Source organism: Bartonella chomelii (assembly GCF_014138465.1).
GTDB classification, from domain to species: domain Bacteria; phylum Pseudomonadota; class Alphaproteobacteria; order Rhizobiales; family Rhizobiaceae; genus Bartonella; species Bartonella schoenbuchensis.
This window is the reverse complement of sequence record NZ_JACJIR010000002.1, coordinates 411546-434458: the sequence shown is the minus strand read 5'-3', so window position 1 is coordinate 434458 and position 22913 is coordinate 411546. Positions and strand designations below refer to the sequence as shown.

20 protein-coding genes and 1 other RNA gene are annotated in these 22913 nt (G+C 37.1%); 13 read left to right on the top strand and 8 right to left on the bottom strand.

Going from position 1 to position 22913, the window contains the following annotated elements; genetic code table 11:
- Positions 1-14: 14 nt before the first annotated feature.
- The 4 genes from pstA to gshB form a co-directional block, all read right to left on the bottom strand.
- Positions 15-1307, bottom strand: a complete 1293-nt coding sequence (gene pstA / locus GGR10_RS04215) for a phosphate ABC transporter permease PstA (protein WP_182480045.1) — start codon at positions 1305-1307, stop codon at positions 15-17.
- Entirely contained in the window at positions 1304-2764 is a 1461-nt protein-coding gene (gene pstC / locus GGR10_RS04210) for a phosphate ABC transporter permease subunit PstC (protein ID WP_182480044.1), read from the bottom strand. Before pstC ends, pstA begins: the two co-directional genes overlap by 4 nt.
- 61 nt (positions 2765-2825) lie before the next feature.
- The gene (locus GGR10_RS04205) at positions 2826-3872 is read right to left on the bottom strand and encodes a PstS family phosphate ABC transporter substrate-binding protein (protein WP_182480043.1); all 1047 of its coding nucleotides are present in this window, start codon (positions 3870-3872) and stop codon (positions 2826-2828) included.
- Between the two features lie 78 nt (positions 3873-3950).
- Entirely contained in the window at positions 3951-4889 is a 939-nt protein-coding gene (gene gshB / locus GGR10_RS04200) for a glutathione synthase (RefSeq protein ID WP_182480042.1), read from the bottom strand.
- Between the two features lie 87 nt (positions 4890-4976).
- On the opposite strand from gshB, the gene GGR10_RS04195 reads away from it, so the two are divergent.
- Positions 4977-5765, top strand: coding sequence for a molybdopterin-synthase adenylyltransferase MoeB (locus GGR10_RS04195; RefSeq protein WP_182480041.1), 789 nt, complete (start codon positions 4977-4979; stop codon positions 5763-5765).
- Here GGR10_RS04195 and GGR10_RS04190 read toward each other — a convergent pair.
- The 4 genes from GGR10_RS04190 to GGR10_RS04175 all read right to left on the bottom strand — a co-directional run bounded on the left by GGR10_RS04190 (position 5711) and on the right by GGR10_RS04175 (position 10284).
- Positions 5711-7321 carry an ABC transporter ATP-binding protein gene (locus GGR10_RS04190; RefSeq protein WP_182480040.1) on the bottom strand — a complete coding sequence of 537 codons (1611 nt, stop codon included), beginning with the start codon at positions 7319-7321 and terminating at the stop codon, positions 5711-5713. The genes GGR10_RS04195 and GGR10_RS04190 overlap by 55 nt on opposite strands.
- Positions 7318-8463 (bottom strand): ABC transporter permease, encoded by a 1146-nt coding sequence (locus tag GGR10_RS04185; RefSeq protein WP_182480039.1) that lies wholly within the window; start codon positions 8461-8463, stop codon positions 7318-7320. The genes GGR10_RS04190 and GGR10_RS04185 overlap by 4 nt, the downstream gene beginning before the upstream one ends.
- On the bottom strand, positions 8460-9581 hold the full coding sequence (locus GGR10_RS04180) for a microcin C ABC transporter permease YejB (protein ID WP_182480038.1): 1122 nt from the start codon (positions 9579-9581) through the stop codon (positions 8460-8462). The genes GGR10_RS04185 and GGR10_RS04180 overlap by 4 nt, the downstream gene beginning before the upstream one ends.
- A 142-nt stretch (positions 9582-9723) precedes the next feature.
- Entirely contained in the window at positions 9724-10284 is a 561-nt protein-coding gene (locus GGR10_RS04175; RefSeq protein WP_182480037.1) for a c-type cytochrome, read from the bottom strand.
- A 101-nt stretch (positions 10285-10385) separates the two neighbouring features.
- Between GGR10_RS04175 and GGR10_RS04170 the strand changes: the two genes are divergently transcribed.
- The 12 genes from GGR10_RS04170 (at position 10386) to lnt (ending at position 22779) form a co-directional block, all read left to right on the top strand.
- Positions 10386-11117, top strand: coding sequence for a 3-deoxy-manno-octulosonate cytidylyltransferase (locus GGR10_RS04170; protein WP_182480036.1), 732 nt, complete (start codon positions 10386-10388; stop codon positions 11115-11117).
- Between the two features lie 802 nt (positions 11118-11919).
- Positions 11920-12017: signal recognition particle sRNA small type (gene ffs / locus GGR10_RS04165), an RNA gene on the top strand.
- 225 nt (positions 12018-12242) lie between these two features.
- Positions 12243-14171: a DNA polymerase III subunit gamma/tau gene (locus GGR10_RS04160; protein ID WP_182480035.1), complete on the top strand. Its 1929-nt coding sequence runs from the start codon at positions 12243-12245 to the stop codon at positions 14169-14171.
- A 14-nt stretch (positions 14172-14185) separates the two neighbouring features.
- The gene (locus GGR10_RS04155; protein WP_010703301.1) at positions 14186-14509 is read left to right on the top strand and encodes a YbaB/EbfC family nucleoid-associated protein; all 324 of its coding nucleotides are present in this window, start codon (positions 14186-14188) and stop codon (positions 14507-14509) included.
- Positions 14510-14546: 37 nt separating this feature from the next.
- The gene (gene recR / locus GGR10_RS04150) at positions 14547-15152 is read left to right on the top strand and encodes a recombination mediator RecR (protein ID WP_182480034.1); all 606 of its coding nucleotides are present in this window, start codon (positions 14547-14549) and stop codon (positions 15150-15152) included.
- 613 nt (positions 15153-15765) lie between these two features.
- The gene (gene tsaB / locus GGR10_RS04145; RefSeq protein ID WP_010703299.1) at positions 15766-16455 is read left to right on the top strand and encodes a tRNA (adenosine(37)-N6)-threonylcarbamoyltransferase complex dimerization subunit type 1 TsaB; all 690 of its coding nucleotides are present in this window, start codon (positions 15766-15768) and stop codon (positions 16453-16455) included.
- Positions 16448-16939, top strand: a complete 492-nt coding sequence (gene rimI, locus GGR10_RS04140; protein ID WP_182480033.1) for a ribosomal protein S18-alanine N-acetyltransferase — start codon at positions 16448-16450, stop codon at positions 16937-16939. The genes tsaB and rimI overlap by 8 nt, the downstream gene beginning before the upstream one ends.
- 31 nt (positions 16940-16970) lie before the next feature.
- Positions 16971-18359 carry a tRNA (N6-isopentenyl adenosine(37)-C2)-methylthiotransferase MiaB gene (miaB, locus tag GGR10_RS04135; protein WP_182480032.1) on the top strand — a complete coding sequence of 463 codons (1389 nt, stop codon included), beginning with the start codon at positions 16971-16973 and terminating at the stop codon, positions 18357-18359.
- 97 nt (positions 18360-18456) lie between these two features.
- Positions 18457-19557, top strand: a complete 1101-nt coding sequence (locus GGR10_RS04130) for a PhoH family protein (RefSeq protein ID WP_182480031.1) — start codon at positions 18457-18459, stop codon at positions 19555-19557.
- A gap of 19 nt (positions 19558-19576) precedes the next feature.
- Positions 19577-20053, top strand: coding sequence for an rRNA maturation RNase YbeY (gene ybeY / locus GGR10_RS04125; RefSeq protein WP_182480030.1), 477 nt, complete (start codon positions 19577-19579; stop codon positions 20051-20053).
- Positions 20054-20153: 100 nt separating this feature from the next.
- Positions 20154-21182, top strand: coding sequence for a hemolysin family protein (locus tag GGR10_RS04120; RefSeq protein WP_182480029.1), 1029 nt, complete (start codon positions 20154-20156; stop codon positions 21180-21182).
- A gap of 7 nt (positions 21183-21189) precedes the next feature.
- Positions 21190-22779, top strand: a complete 1590-nt coding sequence (gene lnt, locus GGR10_RS04115; RefSeq protein WP_182480028.1) for an apolipoprotein N-acyltransferase — start codon at positions 21190-21192, stop codon at positions 22777-22779.
- Positions 22780-22913: the final 134 nt, after the last annotated feature.

Below are 22913 nucleotides of genomic sequence, written 5' to 3'. Positions count from 1 at the left end.
ACACTTTACTGAAGTTATAAACGTCTTTCAAATCGTCGACGCAAAAGAACAGCTGAAATATTCATGACAGCAAGAAAAACCATCAATACAATAATGGCGCCTGATGTTTTTTCAACAAAAGCACGTTCTGCTTCACCCGCCCACATAAAAATTTGCACAGGCAAAGCAGTCGCTGGATCCATTGGTGTAGTAGGAATATTCGCAACAAAAGCGACCATTCCAATCAAAAGTAAAGGAGCAGTTTCACCCAGCGCTTGTGCCAAACCAATAATCGTGCCAGTCAGAATACCAGGTACCGCTAAAGGAACAACATGATGAAAAACCATTTGCGTTTTTGATGCACCTAATCCTAAAGCTGCTGTACGAATAGACAGTGGAACAGCTCGCAAAGCAGAGCGTGTAGCTATAATAATTGTTGGTAACGTCATAAGAGTTAAAACAAGCCCACCAACAAAAGACGCAGAACGCGGCATGCCTAAAAAATTAATAAAAACAGAAAGCCCTAAAAGACCAAAAATAATTGAAGGAATAGCAGCAAGGTTATTGATATTAATTTCTATAAAATCTGTAAACGTATTTTTACGTGCATATTCTTCAAGATAAAGAGCCGTTGCCACCCCTATGGGCAACGCAACTGCTAAGACAATAAACATCATATAAAAAGAACCAATTATTGCAACACCTAATCCTGAAGTTTCAGGACGACTTGAAGCACCAAATGTAAAAAAACCGCGATTGAATGCTTTATAAAGCGTATTGTCATCAATTAAGCGTCTAATCCATTCTACCTGTCGATTAGAAACTTTACGCTTTTCCTCTGCCACTTGCAAATTAATCTGTCCTTTATAAACTAAATCAACATCTGCCGCCGCTAAAATTCTAATTTTTTGCGTTGTACCAATCAAGTTTGGATTTTTTACTACCATATCACGTAACTGCACGCGAACATTACCAGAAAACATACGGTTAATATCGCGCATAGCTGCCCGATCATTATAATCCACTCCAAGTTTTGTAGCCAAAGCATTACGTACAAGAAGTGGATAATTTGCAGTTATTAATACCTTTGGATTAGTTTCACGTTGATCACCTGGATCAATCACCTTTTCATCCAAATAAATTGATAATGTCATTTCACTATGAAAAAAGGCTGTATAGCCCTGACTGACAATAGACCATAAAAGAATAATTAAAAAAAACAAACTAATAAAAATAGCAACAAAGCCATAAGCACGAAAACGGCGTTCAGCCCAATAACGACGCCTCAGACCAATATTACGACGATACGAGACAAAATCTCCATTCATTCATATTGCTCCCGATATTTACGCACTATATAAAGAGCAAAAATATTCATCAAAAGAGTCAAAATAAAAAGTGTCATTCCCAAAGCAAAAGCTACAAGAGTTTGCGGCGAATTAAACTCAAAATCACCTGTTAATTGATTAACAATTTTAACCGTCATTGTAGTCATTGCCTCAAATGGATTAAGAGTCAAATTGGCTGCAACACCTGCTGCTAACACAACAATCATTGTCTCCCCAATTGCCCTGGACGCTGTTAATACAAGCGCCCCCACAATACCAGGAAGTGCCGCTGGTATAATGACTTTTTTAATGGTTTCAGATTGTGTTGCTCCCAAACCGTAAGAACCTTCACGCAACGAACGGGGAACAGCAGTAATAATATCATCTGACAAAGATGAAACAAAAGGAATCAACATAATTCCCATAACCAAACCAGCAGTTAAAACGCTATGAGCCATAATAAAACCGGCCCCACCAGAAAGAGAAATAGAAAGGTCACGCAAAAAAGGCCCAACAACCATTAAAGCAAAGAAACCATAAACAATAGTGGGAATACCAGCAAGAACCTCCAATAATGGTTTTACAATTGAGCGCAATCGGCTTGAAGCGTATTCGGCCATATAAAGAGCAGCAAACAACCCAATAGGAACAGCAAAAAGCATTGCTACAAACGCAATATAAAGCGTGCCAGCCAACAGTGGTATGAAACCAAATTGCCCTATCTCACCGCCTGAACCATTGGTTGAAAAACGAGGATCCCAAACTGTTCCCCAAAAAAAGTTTAAAAACGGTACAGATTGAAAAAAACTAACCGTCTGAAATAATATAGAAATGACAATGCCTATCGTTGTTATAACTGTAATCGCAGACGCACAAATTAACCCAACAATAATGAAACGCTCAACCTTATTGCGTGCTCGCTGTTGTGGAGAAACATGTATAATCCCAAAAATAAAACCACAAAGTGCAATTATAAAACATAAACCATAACCAATAAATTGCAGTTTTTTAGAAGAAAAATACCATGATTGTGCTATCTTCAACGCATAATCTGGTACATCCATAGGCAAAATAAACCCTTTTTTCGACAATTGCTCTTGTACATCTGCGTAAGAAATTGTCATCAAATCCCCCTTAAAATGGTGAATAATTTTAACCAAATCACGAATTATCTCTAAAATAAGATCATGATTTTCTATTTCTATCGCACCTACTATAGATATCTTAACTGCCTGCGAAGCATTATATTCCAAGTAAACTGCACTCCCAACGTTCCAAAAAACTAAAAACACAAAAGCTGGGATAACAGTTATTAACAATGTCCACCAACCGTAATAATACGCACGAGAGTGCATCTTGAATCTCATAAACTCAAGGAAATGAGCTCGCATATAAGAAATGCAAAAGCCGACAAAACCAAAAATCAATAGCAGAAAAATAACAAAAGAAATGGGCATATTGTCTTTCAATTTTTACAAAAAAGCAGCACAGAGAAATCCTACATCATTATTTAGAAAATTATTTTAAAGTCATCACTGTACCAGCATAAAAAGAAGCACGCTGCACCTGCCGCTCTTCTTTAGAAGCAGCAACTAAACCATAATCTGCTAACGGACCATCTGGACCAATCATTTGATCGGAAAGAAAAAAGTCAACATATTCCCACAAACCTGGAACAATACTAAAATGTGCTTTTTTAACATAGAAGAAAAGTGGACGCGAAAGGGAATATTCACCATTAGAAATTGTTTCACTACTTGGAACAACACCATTAATGTGTGCAACTTTAAGTTTGTCAGCATTATTCTCGTAAAAAGACAAGCTCAAAACACCAATACCTGTTTTATTAGACACAAGATGAGCAAATGTTTCAGAATAATCGCCATCAATATCAATGGCCTTCCCATCCTTACGTACAGCAATACAAGCAGCATTAATCTCCTTCTCATTCATTCCCAAAGCTTCCATTGCCTCAACTGCCCCACTAACCTTACAGCCTGCGGCTAATAATTTTTCTTCAAAAACTTCACGTGTTCCATGTTTTTCACCAGGTATATAAACTGTAATTTCCCAATCAGGAAGAGAATTATTGACTGTATTCCACTTCGTAACTTTATTTAACTGTAATTTCCCATCAACCACAACTTGAGCCGCCAATGCCCTATATACATCTACAGAGTGTAATTCCCAGTCAGGTCCATTGCTATTTGTTGCAAAAACAATGCCATCATACCCAATGCGCATTTCTTCAATATCTTTTACACCAGCATTAAAACAGGACTGTAATTCACCTGATTTCATTGGCCGTGAACTATTAACGATATCAATCGTTTTATCTCCAATACCACGGCAAAACTCTTTAATACCAGCACCTGAACCACCAGACTCGATAACGGGAATTTTAAAATTAGGGTAAATTTCTCCAAATACCTCAGAAACGATTTTTTCATAAGGTAAAACTGTTGATGAACCCGCAATCTTAATCTGATCGCGAGCATTACCGATATCAACCAGCAACGCAGTAACGCACATCAGCCCCACTCCAACTGATAACAACTTACTCATTCATACACTCCCTAAGACCCAAATTCTAGTTTACATTTGTAGAATCACAAAATAAATTTAGTAATCTTCTTAAATAAATTAACTTGAACGCTTACGTTCAACAATGTCCCAAAAAAGAGAGGCGATATCCGCACCTCCAAAGCGTTTAATTTCACGAATCCCAGTGGGAGATGTAACATTGATTTCTGTTATATAATCTCCAATTATATCAATTCCTACAAGAAGAAAACCTCGTTTCTGCAAAGTAGGACCAATGCGTGCACAAATTTCATAATCACGTTCAGTCAAGCCAATACTTTCTGCTCGACCTCCAACATGCATATTGGAACGAGCATCCATTTCCGCCGGAATCCGATTAATCGCCCCCACAGGTGTGCCATCAAGTAAAATAACCCGCTTATCCCCTTTTCGAACGACATCTAAATAACGCTGAACAATAAAAGGTTCACGATAACTGTGTTCAAACATTTCTACAAGCGATGTTAGATTGCGATCATCTTGTTTTAAATGAAAAACACCCGCCCCTCCACTACCATAGAGTGGTTTAACAATAATATCACCAACCTTATTTCTAAACGATTTTATTTCTTCAATATCTTTTGTAATTAATGTTTCTGGCATTAAATCAGAAAATTCAGTAACAAAAATCTTTTCTGGGCTATTACGTACCCATGTTGGATCATTTACGACAAGCGTCTTAGGGTGAATGCGCTCTAATAAATAAGTTGTGGTGATATAATACATATCAAAAGGTGGATCTTGACGTAAAAGAACTACATCCATATCCATCAACGGCGTGTATACAGGCTCCTCCAATTTATAATGACACCCCTCTTCATCACGCACAATTAATGGCTCTAACTGTGCAATCACGCAATCACCACGCATAGATAAGTAATCTGGTGTATAATGAAAAAGAGTGTGTCCACGTTCTTGCGCTGCTAAAGCAAGCGCAAATGTAGTATCTCCTTGGATCTGGAGCGTTGAAATATGATCCATCTGAATAGCAATTTTCATAAATAAAACCTCCTATCATTAAAAACAGACTGGTTAATGCGCCATAAATTTATTAAATCATAAAAAAACTATGACAAGAGAAAATCTATGATACAAAAAGGTGATACAAAATTAAGCAAAGAAGAAATTGAACGTTACGCACGTCATATTGTTTTACCCGAAATCGGTGGTGCGGGACAGCAAAAGCTTAAAACTGCTCGTGTTCTTGTCATAGGTGCAGGTGGTCTTGCCTCCCCTGTTCTTACTTATCTTGCTGCAGCAGGTGTTGGAACGCTTGGAATTGTTGATGATGATATTGTTTCACTTTCCAATTTACAACGCCAAGTTATTCATAACACAAATACAATTAATCAATGCAAAACCATTAGCGCTGAAACTACTATAAAAGCGATAAACCCTCACGTTATAGTTGAAAAACATAGTCTACGTTTAGATGAAAGTAATGTAGATAAACTGCTCAACACTTATCATATTGTTATCGATGGAAGCGATAATTTTGCAACACGTTATCTACTTGCTGACCATGCTGCTCAATGTGCTAAACCTTTAATAAGCGGTGCTATAAACCGATTCAATGGCTCACTGACAGTGTTGATGCCTTATAAAGACAATAATCCCCACTATCGCGATTTGTTTCCTAACCCACCTGCAACTGGCGTCATACCCACATGTTCTGAAGTCGGAATTATTAGTCCTCTGCCTGGAGTTATCGGGACATTACAAGCAATGGAAGCTATTAAACTGATCACAAACATTGGTGAACCTTTAGTAGGAAAAATCCTACTCTATAATGGATTGTCAGCGCAATTTGATGTGATTGTCTATAAACGGCCAGATTCTAATGCAAATGCTGCAGCCATTAAAGCTTGCGTATAAGAATTTTGGGGACAAGAAAAAATACGATCAGCGCAATCATACTCAACTACTTTTCCTTTATGCATTACGAGTACTTCATGAGCAAGCGCTTTAACGACTTTTAAATCATGGCTAATAAACAAATAACCCAAATGATATTTTTGTTGTAAACGATGCAAAAGGTCAACAATCTGTGCTTGCATACTCATATCAAGAGCAGATGTTGGTTCATCAAGCATAATAAAGCGAGGCTTAAGAATAATTGCACGTGCAAAAGCAATTCGCTGTCTTTGTCCACCGGAAAATTCATGGGGATAACGATAGCGCACAGCAGGATCAAGATCAACCTCACGCAAAGCTTCAATCACGCGATCATCGCGTTCATAATCAGAAAGATATGGTTCGTGAATCGACAACCCTTCAGTGATAATCTCACTTACAGACATACGTGGTGAAAGCGAACCAAAAGGATCTTGAAAAACAATTTGAATATGGCGGCGTAAAGAACGCATCTGATTGAAAGTAAAATTGCCAATATCAACACCATCAAAATAAATCTGACCTTTGGAAGAAATCATTCGTGTCAGTGCAAGCCCTAATGTTGTTTTCCCTGAACCTGATTCACCAACAACACCAAGTGTCTGTCCAGTACGAACTGTAATATCAACATCTTGAACAGCTTTTACATAATCAACTGTTCGCCGCAATAAACCTTTTTTAATTGGAAACCAAACACGTATTTTCTTACCTTGCATCAAAACGGGCGCATTATCATTAGCCTGTAGGGGATAACCTTGAAACTCTGCCGCTAATAATTTCTTTGTATAGGAATGCTGGGGATTGTTAAAAATTTCACTCGTGGTACCATTTTCAATAATTTTCCCCTCTTTCATAACATAAACGCGCTCTGCAATACGACGCACAACAGCCAAATCGTGAGTAATTAAAAGCATTGACATATTGCAGTTTTTTTTAAGCTGCACTAGGAGTTTAAGAATTTGTGCTTGAACTGTCACATCAAGTGCAGTTGTTGGTTCGTCGGCAATTAATAACTGTGGCTTATTTGCAAGCGCCATTGCAATCATCACGCGTTGCCGTTGACCACCCGATAATTGATGTGGGAAAGAGCCCAAACGTTTTTCCGGCTCATCAATTCCCATTTGATTGAGCAAATCAATAATACGTGTGCGTAATAATTTACCAGATATGTTTGAATGTATTTTAAGAACTTCACCTATTTGCTGTTCCACAGTATGCAAAGGATTAAGAGAAATCATTGGTTCTTGAAAAATCATAGCAATATCTTTGCCACGAACTTTACGCAAATCCTCTTCTTTCTGTTTCATTAAATCTTGATTATTAAAAAGAATTTCACCTGATTGATAAAGTGTTTTCACACAAGGTAAAAGTTGCAAAATAGACAGTGCTGTTACCGATTTTCCAGAACCAGACTCCCCTACCAGAGCAACTATCTCTCTCTTTCCAATATCGAAAGAAATTTGGTCAACAACGCATTTTTTTTCTTTAGCTTGGCAAAATGCAACCGACAAATTACGTACCGAAAGCATTTTTGTCATTGCAATGTCTTTCGTGGATCAAAAGCATCCCGCACTGCCTCACCAATAAAAGCCAACAAAGCCAATAAAGTAGCAATAACAACAAAACCTGTAATGCCAATCCAAGGAGCGTTTAAGTTAGAAGTAGCCTGCCGCATTACCTCACCCAAAGAAGGATAACCAGGCGGAAGACCAAACCCTAAATAATCAAGTGACGTCAGTAAAGAAATACCTGATGTTAATAAAAATGGCATATAAGTTAAGGAAGCAACCATAGCATTTGGCAGTAAATGACGTATTATAATAATGCGATCAGGCACCCCTAAAGCGCGTGCAGCAGTAATATAGGCAAAATTGCGCGCACGTAAAAATTCTGCACGCACCACACCAACCAATGCTACCCACTGAAAAAGAAGCATAACCCCTAACAACACCCAAAAACCCTGCGCCAAAACAGCAGCCATAATAATAATTAAATAAAGCGACGGTACAGAAGACCATATTTCAATCAAACGTTGACAAATTAAATCAACCCAACCACCAAAATACCCCTGAACTGCCCCTGCTATAACACCAATAATAGTTGAAATAGCTGTCAAAAGGATACTAAAAATTATCGATAATCGAAAGCCATATAAAACCCGCGCAAAAACATCACGTGTTAGATCATCTGTCCCAAGCCAATTCCATCGACTTATCGTGCATTCCGGATCAGCGCTTCCTTGTGCATAATTGATACAACGCTCTTCTTTACTTTGAAGCCAAAAAGGAGGTGATAATGCTACAGTTTTATTACCTACTACTGTATTATATGAATAACGAACTAGTGGCCACACCGCCCAACCATGTTTTGCAATTTCATTTTGAATGAAAGAATCTCGAAAGTCCGCTACGGCTAAGTTCCCACCAAATTTTTCATCGGAATAATCAAAAAAAACAGGGAATAGCAACTCCCCCTTATAAGAAGCAATAATAGGGCGATCATTGGCAATAAATTCTGCTGAAAAAGAACAAAAACATAAAAATAAAAAGAGCCACAACGACCACCAACCACGACGATTTTGTTTGAAATTACGCCAACGACGCGCACTCAATGGAGAAAAAAAAGATCGTTTTTGTAACTTCGAGTCACAGAATTGATCATACTTTATCTTTTCCATCATAAATCTTTTCTATCAAAATCAATACGTGGATCAACCAGCATATAAATGATATCAGAAATAAGACTCACAACAAGACCAATCAGCGAAAAAATATAAAGACAGGCAAATACAACAGCGTAATCACGATTAACAATAGATGTATAACTTAAAAGCCCCATACCGTTTAATGAATACAGCATTTCAATCAATAAAGATCCGCTAAAAAATGAACCCATAAAAGCTGCAGGAAAACTGGCAATTACAATCAATATCGCATTGCGAAAAATATGACCATAAAGAATAGAGCGTTCGCTTAAACCCTTCGCGCGAGCTGTAATGACGTATTGCTGACGAATTTCTTCCAGAAAACAATTTTTCGTTAACAAGGTTGTTGTCGCAAAAGAAGAAATGACCATCGCTGTTAATGGTAAAATTAAATGGTACAGGTAATCTAATATCTTGCCTCCAAAGGATAATTTATCAAAATTATCCGAAGTCAAATGACCTAATGGAAACCAATCAAAAAAAGATCCCCCAGCAAAAAAAACCATTAAAAAAATTCCAAAGAGAAAATTAGGAATTGCATAGCCAATAACAATAATAGCACTCGTCCATACATCAAAAGCAGAGCCTTCTTTAAGAGCTTTACGGATTCCTAACGGTATGGAAATAGCATAAGAAATCAGCAAATTCCAAAAACCAAAAGAAAGAGAAACAGGTAGAGCACTCTTAATCAACTCAATAACTGAACGCCCTTGTATATAAGACTCCCCAAAATCAAAACGTATATAATTGCCAAGCATCGTCAAATAACGCTCCAAAGGTGGCTTATCAAAACCAAATTGCCGTTCAAGTTTGGCAATAAATTCTGGATCCAACCCTTGTGCTCCACGGTACTTAGAACTCCCATAAGCAGATAAATCAGCATGCGCGCCATCAAAAACACTATCAGAAGAAAGACTAAGATCGCTACCACCAGCCACTCGTCCTACAGCATCACCACCCATCCCTTGTAATTGAGCAATAATATTCTCAATAGGTCCACCGGGTGTAAATTGTACAATGACAAATGTTACCGTCAAAATACCAATCAGTGTCGGTATAATTAGTAAGAGACGCCATAGAATATAGGCCACCATTTCTTATTTTACCTTTTGATCAAATCACACCAAATCATTTAAAACAATACATCGCTTACAATTCTTCTGATAACCTGATAAAACCAAATCACAAATAAAGCTAACTAACATATACTTTTAAAGTCAGAACTTCTGGCACAAACTAATTTTGTTTAGCATCTTCATTATCCAGTGGTAAAGGAACAGGGTCATCAGATAAACTGCGTAAATAGAGTAAAAGATCAGCACGATCTTGATCATTTTTAATCCCTCGAAATGACATAGTCGTTCCTGGAAATGCTTTACGAGGTGACTGAAGATAGCGATCTAAAGTGGAAAAATCCCATTTTTTATCAGAATTTTCACGTAACACTCTTGAATAAGTAAAATCTTTTGCATCCGCAAAAGGGCGATTTACTATCTCCCAAAGTGTTGGGCCAAGAACACGGTTAGAATTATCACGCCTAGAAGTATGACATAGAGCACACTGACGAAAAATTTTACGCCCATTTTCAAGATCACCTTGTTGAAGACGCTCATTTAACGATAAATAATGGTGAGATAGACCCTGCTTTTCTTTAAGCTCATCATTATCTGCAGTATAAGAATGTTGAACTGATGCAAAATAATCATAAATTACATCACTAAAAATGAAAATTCCCCCTGCAATAATTAGCAAAAACAGAGAAGCACAAATAAAATAGGTAAATGTAGATCGTTTCATTAAAATCTAAATATTCAATTTTTATCATTTTCAGTTTAAGGTTTTTCCTTATAGTATATCATTATAAATATATCAAATATACAACATTTGGAACTCTAGTGATGGCTTTTAAACCACTCATTCTTATTCCCGCTCGCATGGGTTCATCTCGTCTTCCAGGAAAACCTCTCGCTGAAATCGCTGGAAAACCTATGATTATTCATGTAGCTGAACAAGCAAAAAAAGCTGCATTAGGACGTATCATTGTTGCAACGGACCACAATACCATCGCTCAAGCTGTTACAGCTTACGGACATGAATGCATCATAACACGTAGTGACCATCAATCAGGATCTGATCGCATCTATGAAGCTTTAACCATCATTGATCCTGAGCGACACTACAATATTATTGTAAATCTACAAGGTGATTTACCAACAATAACCGCTCACGAAATTATTAGTGCTCTACAGCCTTTAGAAAATGACTTAACTGACATTGCAACCCTGGGTGCTAAACTTATTGAAGAAGATGAAAAAACAAATCCCAATGTAGTCAAAATTATTGGTACACCGCTTTCTCAAAACCGTTTGCGTGCTCTTTATTTCACCCGCGCAACTGCACCTTACGGAAACGGTCCTCTTTACCATCATATTGGATTATATGCTTATCGACGTGAAGCACTTGAACGATTTGTAACTCTTGCACCATCCACACTCGAACAACGCGAAAAACTTGAACAATTACGTGCATTAGAAAATAATATGCGTATCGATATAGAAATAATCGATACGATTCCCTTAAGTGTCGACACACAGTCTGATCTTGATAAAGTACGCAAAATCTTAACATAAAGAAATCAACTCTTTGTAATCATATTAACACTTTTGCACTACGCTAAAAATTATCACTAACAATAGCCATACGGCTTATTGTTTTTACTCACATTGCCACATAAAGAAAAAAGATATTATTCTTAAAAACGTCTAATTTCTAAGTGTAAACTTCTTTTATGAAAACGCTGTAGTTTTTATAAAAAGCCATTAAGATAGACTTGCATTATAGAAGATTACGCTTAGCAAATGGCATTTATAAGAGTTCCAAATGTATAGAACCTACTCAGTTATTTGGAAAAATGCTTCTTTAAAACTGGATTTGCAAAACACTCGCAACTCAGTTTGAGTAATTTTATATCTCCACATATATTCAACGAAATTCGAATATTGTAGAGATTTTCCAACAGATTGGATAACCAAACTTTTTAAAAAGCAAAATTAATTTTCACATTAATTAGTGGCGTTCACTTTTATAGCCTAATCACCTCGTAAATTATAAGCTACATTGCAAACAAACATAGAAATAAGAGAAAACTTTGATCAAGAATTACCTATAACAAAGCCAATATTTTATCTACTTCAAACAAAAACATAGGCTACTTTATTATAAATAATTGACAAATTTCTTGCATATTCAGCAACCTACAGTACAAAAAACAAAATCATTCAAAAACCGCAAATCACAAAATGTTAAAGAAAGACCAAAAATATTTCTTATGCTAAATATAAATTAAATTCAAAAGAAAGCTTTTTAACTATTCTTTCTACGTTTTTTGTTTCAAAGCTTGATTTTCTTTTTTAAATCGACAATATAAAATTGGGAGGTTGGTGATGGACGAACTACTCGCCAACCGGGTCAGGTCTGGAAAGAAGCAGCCCTAACGAGCTCTGGTACGGGTCATCGTGCCGACCTTCCACTTTTATTAAATGGAATCACGCCTTTGCTATTTTACAAATCTTCGTGATAAGATAAGTACTCTGCCTCCCAAAAATAAAGAAATCTTGGGCGTTTTTAAGAAATGATCCTATTTTCTTAAAATAAATTGATTGAGAAAAAATCCTTTTATAGTAGAGTATATTTTTAATCTGTGTTTTCATGTTATTGTAATATACTTACAAGAGCTTTAAAAATTGGAATCATTGATGGAAAAACTGCCTGCAGCAACGACTTACCGTGTTCTCGCTCGCAAATATCGGCCTCAAAATTTCTCTGACCTCATTGGTCAAGAAGCAATGGTGCGCACCCTTACTAATGCTTTTGAGACAGGGCGCATTGCACAAGCGTGGATGTTAACAGGAATTCGTGGAGTAGGAAAAACCACAACAGCACGCATTTTAGCGCGTGCGCTCAACTACAAAACAAAAGATATTGACCAACCCACTATTGCACTTAATACACTTGGTGAACATTGTGCACAAATTATTGAAGGCCGCCATATTGACGTTATAGAAATGGATGCTGCCTCGCACACTGGCATTGACGATATTCGTGAAATTATTGAACAAATACGTTACCGTCCTGTTTCTGCACGCTATAAAATTTACATTATCGACGAAATTCATATGCTTTCAACACAAGCATTTAATGGCCTATTAAAAACGCTTGAAGAACCACCACCCCATATAAAATTTATTTTTGCAACAACAGAAATTCGCAAAGTCCCTATTACAATCCTTTCACGCTGCCAGCGTTTTGACTTACGGCGTATTGAATCAAAAGTTTTAGTAGAGCATTTGCGTAAAATCGCTAAACATGAAAAAATTAAAGTAGAAGATCAAGCTTTATCTCTAATCGTTCGTGCTGCAGAAGGGTCTGCACGTGACGCTTTGTCTATTTTTGACCAAGCTATTGCCTATAGCAATGGTAAAGTCAGTACTGTTTCAGTACGCACAATGTTAGGGCTAGCTGATCAAGCGCGTATTATTGATCTGTTTGAATTTGTTATGAAAGGAAATATTGTCAGTGCATTGAGTGAATTACGTAGCCAGTATGACGCAGGTGCCGACCCTTTTATGATATTAACAGAATTGTCTGACTTCAACCATTTGGTCACACGATTGCGTTTGACACCAGAGATAGCTGGAGATCTCTTCTTAACAGAAGAGGAACGTTTAAGAGGTTTAGACTTTTCACAAAAACTTTCTATTCCCGTTCTTTCCAGAAACTGGCAAATTTTGCTCAAAGGCTTACAGGAGGTCAATAAAGCTGCACGCCCCATTCAAGCTGCTGAAATGATATTGATTCGCCTTACCCACACTGCTGACTTGCCAACTCTTGATGAAGCATTGAAAAAACTCACACAAGAAAAAACATCTCTCACAATTACCGAAAATAATTCCCATCAAGAAGCCAACAATGTAAACCATAGCGTAAAAGCTGATGGTGGACAGACTCACTCTTTCTCACAAATTTCAAACTCACAGCAAAACCAACATAATTTAAAACCAGCCTTAGCTAATCAACCCAGCCTTTCCGTTCAACCAATAGAATCATTCAAGATTCAAACTCCTGAAAATACAGATTCTTTTAAAACAACAGAAAGTCTTGATAACATTCAAACTATCGAATCTCCTAACAACGTTGTTCATTTACCGTACGCTTCTTCTCAACCAGAAACGGAAACAACAGAACAAAAATCCTTAAATATAAACTCCCTACATGATATCGTTAATTTAGCTGAACAACACCGCGAAACACATTTCAAATTGCTTATCAAAGAATTTGTTCACCCTGTTTCTTTTGAACCAGGGCATATAACATTAAGACTTGCTGAAAATGCTCCGCGTTCACTAGCTCGTGATATAAAAAAAATGTTACATCAATGGACTGAAAAAAAATGGACAATAACCTTTGTCACTGAAGGGGGAGGACCAACTTTACAAGAAGAAAGCGCAGCCGCTCAAAGGGCTCTTTTTTCTGATGTTGAAACAGATCCTGATATTGCAACAATTCTCAACCACTTCCCAGGAGCAAAAATTGTCGATATTCGTCTGAATAAACAAGAAAATGATCTTGATTTAACTCCTCATATCTTCGACAATGAAAACGATGATCATACAAATGATGAATAAGGAAATTAATTACTATGCGTGATATGATGGGCATGATGAAAAAAGCCAAAGAAATGCAAGAAAAAATGCAGCAAATGCAAGATGATTTGGCTAATTTGCATATAACAGGTACAGCCGGCGGCGGGCTCGTTAGTATCACCTTAAATGGGAAAAATATTATATCAGCAATCAAAATTGACCCGTCACTAATCAATCCTGAAGAGGTTGAAATACTTGAAGATCTCATTATGGCGGCCCATAATGAAGCAAAAGCAAAAATTGAAACGGCTATAGCAGAAAAAACACAAAGTATAACAGCAGGTTTACCGATTCCACCAGGTTTCAAGCTTCCGTTTTAATAAAGTGGCTTTAATTTAATCTTTTTGGAATAATGGTATGTCTCAACATATTGCAGGCCCTGAAATTGAGCGCCTCATTCAACTTTTAGCGCGAATACCGGGTCTTGGACCACGGTCAGCACGTCGGGCTGCCCTTCATCTCATCAAGAAAAAAGAAATACTATTAGAGCCATTAGGAGCGGCGATACAAGAAGCTGTAAACAAAGTAAGCATTTGTTCTATTTGTGGCAATGTGGATACAACTGATCCTTGTTTGATTTGTACAGACCCTCGCCGTGATAATACAACGATTATTGTTGTTGAAGATATTTCTGATCTCTGGGCTCTTGAACGAGCCGGAATTTTATCAGCACGTTATCATGTATTAGGTGGACGACTATCCCCATTGGATGGAATAGGCCCAGATGAACTCAACATCACTTCTTTAATAAACCGTGTTATTAATGATTCAATTACAGAAGTTATTCTAGCTGTTAATGCAACTGTTGAAGGGCAAACAACAGCGCATTATATCACCGATCAACTGTCTAATTTTTCAATTAAAATTACCCGGCTTGCCCATGGAGTACCGGTAGGTGGTGAACTAGATTATCTTGACGATGGAACTTTAGCTGCAGCCCTACGAGCGAGAACCAATCTTTAAAATATAATTTTCTATTATCTTGTTATTTCTGTCATGGTATTTTTAAAGGAAAAAATATCAAAAAGACTATAGTTAAGAGATTATCTCTTCTCATAAATTGTGATCGTGCTTTAATAATAACACACTAATAATATACACACTTAAGACTGAGCGTATAACTTAAAAATTATAGAAAAATAGCTTATACAGAAACACAGTTTGAAAGCTTTGGCAGTTTTATTAGAATTCATTAATTGACTAGTTTGTACAATACCACACATTTCAGAGTAATAATTGTCTTTTCAGTAAAATATCCTGTGGCTTAAAATCTAAATAACCTTGGATCTTCCATATTTGCCATATTCTTCTAATGCTGCATATGAACTTTATGGTTCTTTTTCGGTTACTCCTTGATAATTTTAATATTTTTAGTGATACCCTTGCGTACACTTTTGCCATGCTATACCAAGACACACATTAAACACTAATCTAGTCTGAAAAATATTTCCAAAAACGTAATGTTTATTAATATTGCAATTGTCTTCAAACATTGCAAAATATACAAAATAAAAATACTCAAAAAACTATAACTAATTATTTATCTGTTGTTATATCCAGTCAAAAAAATGCGTTCATGTTCATCCTTGCTATAGACACCGCTTCAATTTATTGTGCCGTTGCACTTACCCGCCATCAAGCTGTTATTGCGCGTATCAGCGAACGCATTTCCAAAGGCCATGCTGAAAAACTCATCGGTCAAATTGCACAAATAATTGACCAAACCGACATCACATTTGATCAAATTGATCGGATCGCCATTAATATCGGACCTGGATCATTTACAGGTGTACGTACAGGTGTTTCAACTGCAAGAGCTTTAGCATTAGCACTAGAAGTACCAGCCATTGGGGTGAGTACACTTGAAGCATTAGCAGCACAAGCAATTAACAAAAATGCCATGTCAACAATCACTGTTGTCATTGAAGCTGGTAGAGGAATGTTCTATTATCAAAATTTTAACAAAGACCTTACAGCTTTATGTGTGCCTGGCTTACAAACACTTGAGAATATCGTCGCAGCTTTACCACAACAAACAGTATTAACTGGTCCAGCTGCTGATATTATCGCTTCGTACATCAAAAACAATAAAATAAACACCACAACCATATCAGATCTCATTCCATGTGAAGCGGCTGATGTTTTAACCTATGCTCACCTTGCGGCAAACAAACAGCCACAAGCTGCACCTCGCCCACTTTATTTACGCGATGCTGACGCAAAACAAAACGCCAGTTTTGTCTTACCACGAAAAAATAATGGCTAAAGTTTCATCCATAAAAAAACATTTTGAGATTGCATCGCTACAAACTGATGATAGCGCTCTTCTTCATCAAATTCACCAAAATTGTTTTATTCCAGCTTGGGAAGAACAAACATTTGATACTTTTTTAAAAGATCATTCTATTTTTGGCTACAAAGTTTACCTTATTAATCAGCCTGATCAAATTTTAGGATTTTGTCTATGCCGTCTTATTCTTGATGAAGCAGAAATTATTACAATTGCTGTCCAACCTCATTACCAAAGACAAGGAATTGGCTCTTTGCTTGTCGATAGTATACTTTGTTATCTTCAACATGCACGTGCCGCAAAGCTATTTTTAGAAGTTGAAGAAACCAATCTTTCTGCCTTGGCTCTTTATCAGCATTTTGAATTCAAAAAGATTGCTAAACGTCTTGCTTACTATCAATCACCAAATGGCCGCAAAAATGCAATCATCATGCAAAAAACTTTTAAGCAAACAGATTGAGATTTATACAAAAAGCGTTTAGGAATGCATCATGAAGCAGTCGCATCTTAAGAATACACTTTCTATTTCTCCCCAAAAGGTTTTTATCAAAACCTACGGCTGTCAAATGAATACTTATGACAGCCAACGAATGAATGATAGTCTTAGTGCCGAAGGTTATGTAACTACACAAACACCAAATGATGCCGACCTTATTCTTGTTAACACCTGCCATATTCGTGAAAAAGCAGCAGAAAAACTTTATTCTGATCTTGGTCGCTTACGGATGATACGTCAAAAACGTGCACTTGGTAAACCTTTAATAATTGGTGTGACGGGCTGTGTTGCACAAGCCGAAGGAGATGAAATCTTGCGTCGTGCGCCGACAGTGGATCTTGTTGTTGGACCGCAAATGTATCATCGCTTGCCAGAGTTATTAAAACAGGCCAAACAAGGAAAAAAAATCGTTGAAACGAATTATGCTGTTGAAGATAAATTTACTCATTTACCACCTCATAATAAACATGCTGTGCAAAAACGGGGTGTTAGCGCATTTTTAACAATACAAGAAGGATGTGACAAATTTTGCACCTTTTGTGTTGTTCCTTATACACGGGGTGCTGAAACATCACGACCTGTTGAACAAATTACTCATGAAGCCATCCAACTTATTGAAGCTGGTGTCAAAGAAATTACGCTTTTGGGGCAAAATGTAAATGGCTGGCATGGACAAAGTGCTAATGGCAAAACTTGGCGTCTTGGTGACCTTCTCTATCATCTTGCCAAACTTGATGGTTTAAAGCGCTTGCGTTATACAACCAGCCACCCACGTGATATGGATGACAGCCTTATTGCTGCACATCGCGATCTTGATATGCTTATGCCTTATCTGCACCTTCCTGTCCAATCTGGTTCAGATCGTATTTTAAAAGCAATGAATCGCCAGCACAAAAGTATTCATTATCTTAGACTTATTGAAAAAATTCGTACCGCACGACCAGATATTGCTTTTTCAGGCGATTTTATTGTGGGATTTCCAGGTGAAACTGATGAAGATTTTGAAGAAACCATTAAACTCATTAAACAAGTGGGTTACAGTTCAGCTTATTCTTTTAAATATTCACCACGTCCTGGAACACCTGGTGCAACAATGAAAGACCATGTCGATGAAGCTGTAAAAAATTCTCGTCTTCAACGTTTACAAGCACTCCTTCTTGACCAGCAACATACATTTTTACGTTCTAAAATTGGTCAAAAAACCAATATCCTCATTGAAAAATCTGGTCGCCATCTTGGGCAAATGGTAGGTCGCTCTCCTTGGCTTTTACCTGTTGTTGTAGATGCACAAGTCTCTACAGGCACTATTATGGAGATTCATATTAAAAATGCGAGTTCAAACAGTTTCGTCGGAGAAAAAGTAAATATTAAAAAACACTCCTAAAGTTTTGTTCAAAGTATTAACTCAAAAAACTCTTTTATTTTTAAAGAAAAAAATTATATCTTAAATGTACCATACTTAAACAACACAGGAGAATAGGTTGAAAGTATCAACCGAAAAACCAAAACACATTAAAAAGGCAATAAATGCCTCCCCCAAAAACATTAATATCTTTGAAAAAAAGAGCTTATCGGAAACTGGTCATATTGTTTTAACTTTTGAAAATAACAATTATGCAAAAATAGTTTTTGGAAAATTCGATGAAAATCTTTCTTATATTGAACAAAAACTCGGACTTAACATTTACCCGCGCGGTAACAAAGTTTCAATCCGTGGAAGTGCTGCTGCTACAAAACACGCGCAATATGCATTAGGCCAGCTCTATAAACTAGCAAAAACACGTCAAGAGCTTACTTTATCAGATACAGAAAGTGCACTCGCTATGGCAAATTTGCCAAATGAAAAGCAAAAGTCTCCAAAAACAATTCAATCTACGACAAAACATGTACCAATACAGTTGAGCACTCATAAAAAAACAATCTATCCCCGCACCCCAATGCAAGAGGCTTATCTGCGAGCAATGGAGTGTTCTGAACTTGTTTTTGGTATAGGTCCAGCAGGAACCGGCAAAACATATCTTGCGGTTGTTCACGCTGTAACGCTCTTAGAGCGCGGTATTATTGAACGAATTATCCTCTCACGTCCTGCAGTTGAAACTGGGGAACGTCTTGGTTTTCTTCCTGGTGACCTCAAAGAAAAAGTTGATCCCTATTTACGCCCGCTTTATGACGCCCTTTACGATATGATGTCTGCTGAAAAGGTAGAACGCATTTTAGCTTCTGGAGTCATAGAAATTGCTCCTCTTGCTTTCATGCGCGGACGAACACTTGTTCATTCAGCTATCATCCTTGATGAAGCACAAAATACTACACCCATGCAAATGAAAATGTTCCTCACACGTCTTGGAGAAGGAGCGCGTGTTGTTGTTACAGGTGATATAAGCCAAATTGATCTTCCTGCAGAGCAAAAGTCAGGTTTAACAGAAGCAATTCGCATTCTCTCAGATATAGAAAATATTTCGATCGTTCGTTTTGACGAAAAAGATATTGTACGCCATCCTCTTGTTGCTGCTATTGTCCGCGCTTATGATCGCGATTCTGGCAAACAAGCAAAAAAGTATCATTCTAATGATCTTGATTGAAAAATGAATTAAATCCATCATGATTACTATTGATATAACTATTGAAGATTCTGAGTGGGATAATGAGGACGTACTTTATGACATCACCACAAAAGCATTAACCACCACAATGCACCATTTATCATTAAACAAAGTAACAAGTGAACTCAGCTTACTTTTTACAAATGACGATCACATAGCACAAATCAATGCACAATGGCGCTTTCAAAACAAACCCACCAATGTTTTATCCTTTCCTGCTTTTCCTCTCAAAGTTGGACAAAGTCCTAAACCTATGCTTGGTGATATCATCATTGCAAGGGAAACTATCATGCGAGAAGCAAAAGAAGAAGGGAAATCGTTTCAAGACCACTTGACGCATATGATTGTTCATGGCCTCCTCCATCTTCTTGGTTACAATCATGAAACAAATGATGAAGCTAATCAAATGGAAACGTTAGAAAGAGAAATCCTCAGCAAGCTTTCCATAAAAAATCCCTATACTGAGTTACTTTAAAATGATAAAAATCAAACTTTAAAAACCGATATTACACAATAAAGCTTAAAGCATCTTATGCATTATATTATAAAAAGAAGGCTTAGAAAATCTTAGGACCATGGTGGATAAAATCAATACACACAATAATAATCAAATATCTTCTCATACTGAAGGAGCCTCCTCTCAACGAACAAATCATATAGAAAAAAATTCATTTCTGAGCCATTTGTTTTCATTCTTACGTGGACGTAACTCCACATCACTGCGTGATGATTTAACTGATGCCCTTGCTGCCCACAATGAAGATAACGCAACACTCTTCTCACCCGAAGAGCGTATTATGCTACACAATATCTTACGCTTGCGTGAAACACGCATTGATGATGTGATGATCCCACGCTCTGAAATCGAAGCATTAGAAATAAATACCCCTCTTGGGGAAGCTCTCGAATGTTTCGAAAAAATTGGCTATTCTCGTATGCCTGTTTATGCTGAAACTTTAGATGATCCACGAGGTATAATCCATATTCGTGATATCCTTAGTCATATAACCCGTTTTATTACCAGTTCAGTTTCCAACAAAAATGGGCAAAAATCTGTTCCACTTCAGTTAAACCATACAGAGGGTTTAGATACCCCAATTGGTAAACTAGATCTTATTCGAACAGTTTTATTTGTTCCAAGCTCCATGCTTGCTAGTAAATTATTAACACGTATGCAAGCTACACGAACACAAATGGCTTTGGTTATTGATGAATATGGTGGCACAGACGGTTTAGTTTCTATGGAAGATATTGTTGAGCTCATCGTTGGTGATATTGAAGATGAACACGACAATATCAACAATGTTATTGTGCGTGAACCCGATAATAAATGGCTTGTTGATGCAAGAACTGAATTAGAAGATGTGGAAAAAGCTCTCGGTCCTGATTTCATTGTAGGAGAATATGGTGATGAAGTCGACACCATTGGTGGTTTGATTGTTTCCATTCTTGACCGCATTCCTTCAAAAGGTGAAATCATTGAAGCTATACCTGGCTACAAATTCCGTATTTTAGAAGCTGATAAACGCCGGATCAAACGATTACGCATTGTTCGTATCCCAGAAAATGAGCACTTAACTGAAGAGGCTACTTCAAAAGGGTGATGGTCAAGTGCTTGTTAATAAGCTCACAGCTTTTCTACTTTCTGTCACTGGTTGGAAACGGCAAACATGTGTTTTTTTATGTGGCGCACTCACATCCTTTGCGCTCCCACCTTTTTATCTGACACCTGTCAGCTTTTTAACTTTTCCTGTCTTCGTTATCTTACTTGATGCAATCTACGCTATTCAAAATCTCAAAAAACGCCTTTTGATAAGTGCATTAACCTGCGGAAATTTTGGCTTTGGTTATTTTGTTTGCAGTCTTTGGTGGACAAGCAATGCTTTATTGATAGATCCGATTACTTATGCTTGGACAATGCCATTTGTTATTTTTGGTCTTCCTGCTTATCTTGCTCTTTATTGGGCTTTTGCTGGTTTTATTGTTGGTTGGTTATGGACAAAAGGGATAACACGCTTTTTTGGCCTTGCTTTTGCACTGGGACTAGCAGAATGGTTACGCGCCATCTCGTTTACAGGATTTCCATGGAATGCACTTGGTTATACGGCTATGCCAACCCCGATGCTCATGCAATCAAATATGATTGTAGGACTTTACGGAATGAATATTCTTGCTGTTTTAGTCTATAGTTTACCTACAGTTTTATTCACGAATGAAAAAAAGAAATTTGCACTTATTCTTTGTTTTCTACTTACATTAACCCATAGCTTCTTTGGATTTTATAGACTGAATACAGCACCTAATATCGCTGATTATCAAAAGAGTAGTTATTGGGTACGCATTGTTCAACCTTCCATCCAACAAAATAAAAAGTTAGACAATGCTACACCTGAAGATATATTCACAGCTCATCTAAATTTAAGTATAATGTCAGAAACTGATCAAACTTTAAAGCCTGACTTTATCGTATGGCCTGAAACATCTGTTCCTTACATTCTCACAGGTACTTCTGCTATCACAATGCGCATCGCCTCACTTCTTAAGCCACAACAATGGGCTATTATTGGTGCTGTGCGAGCCAATACTGACTCCCCTAATGCCCAAACACAATATTTTAATACAATTGAAGTCATTGACGCCAAAGGTAATATTCTTAACGCTTCCGATAAACTCCATCTGGTCCCTTTTGGTGAATATCTCCCCTATCAAAGTTTATGGAATAAAATTGGATTAAATGCCATTGCCGATAAAATTGGTGGATATAGCTCTGCTTCTGAGCGCCAAACTGTTATGATGCCAAATGGATTTTCTTATCTTCCTCTCATTTGCTATGAAGCCATATTTCCCCATGAAATGACTTTTAAAGGCCCTCCTCCTCAAGCAATTATTAACGTTACAAATGATGCATGGTTTGGCATAACACCTGGCCCGTATCAACATTTTCAGCAAGCACGGCTGCGTGCAGTTGAACTAGGAATACCTCTTATACGAGCAGCCAACAATGGAATATCAGCTGTGATTGACCCTTATGGACGAATCGTTGATGCTCTTGAACAAAATGCTATTGGTTTTCTTGATTCTCCGATTCCATCACCCATTATTCTAATATGGAATAATGAATACAGAATATTCTCTACTTTCATCTTATTCATTCTTATGCTATTGTGCCGTATTAGTTTTGGCTTTACAAGACGACCTTAATGATTGAGTGCTTATGTATAATATCATGTTATGCGTACCAGTAACGTTGGGGAAAAGTATTACATATTATCCTAATTTATGATAAACTAACTTTACGTGCATCTAATATTGATTTGGAAACAAAGCGCTGAAAA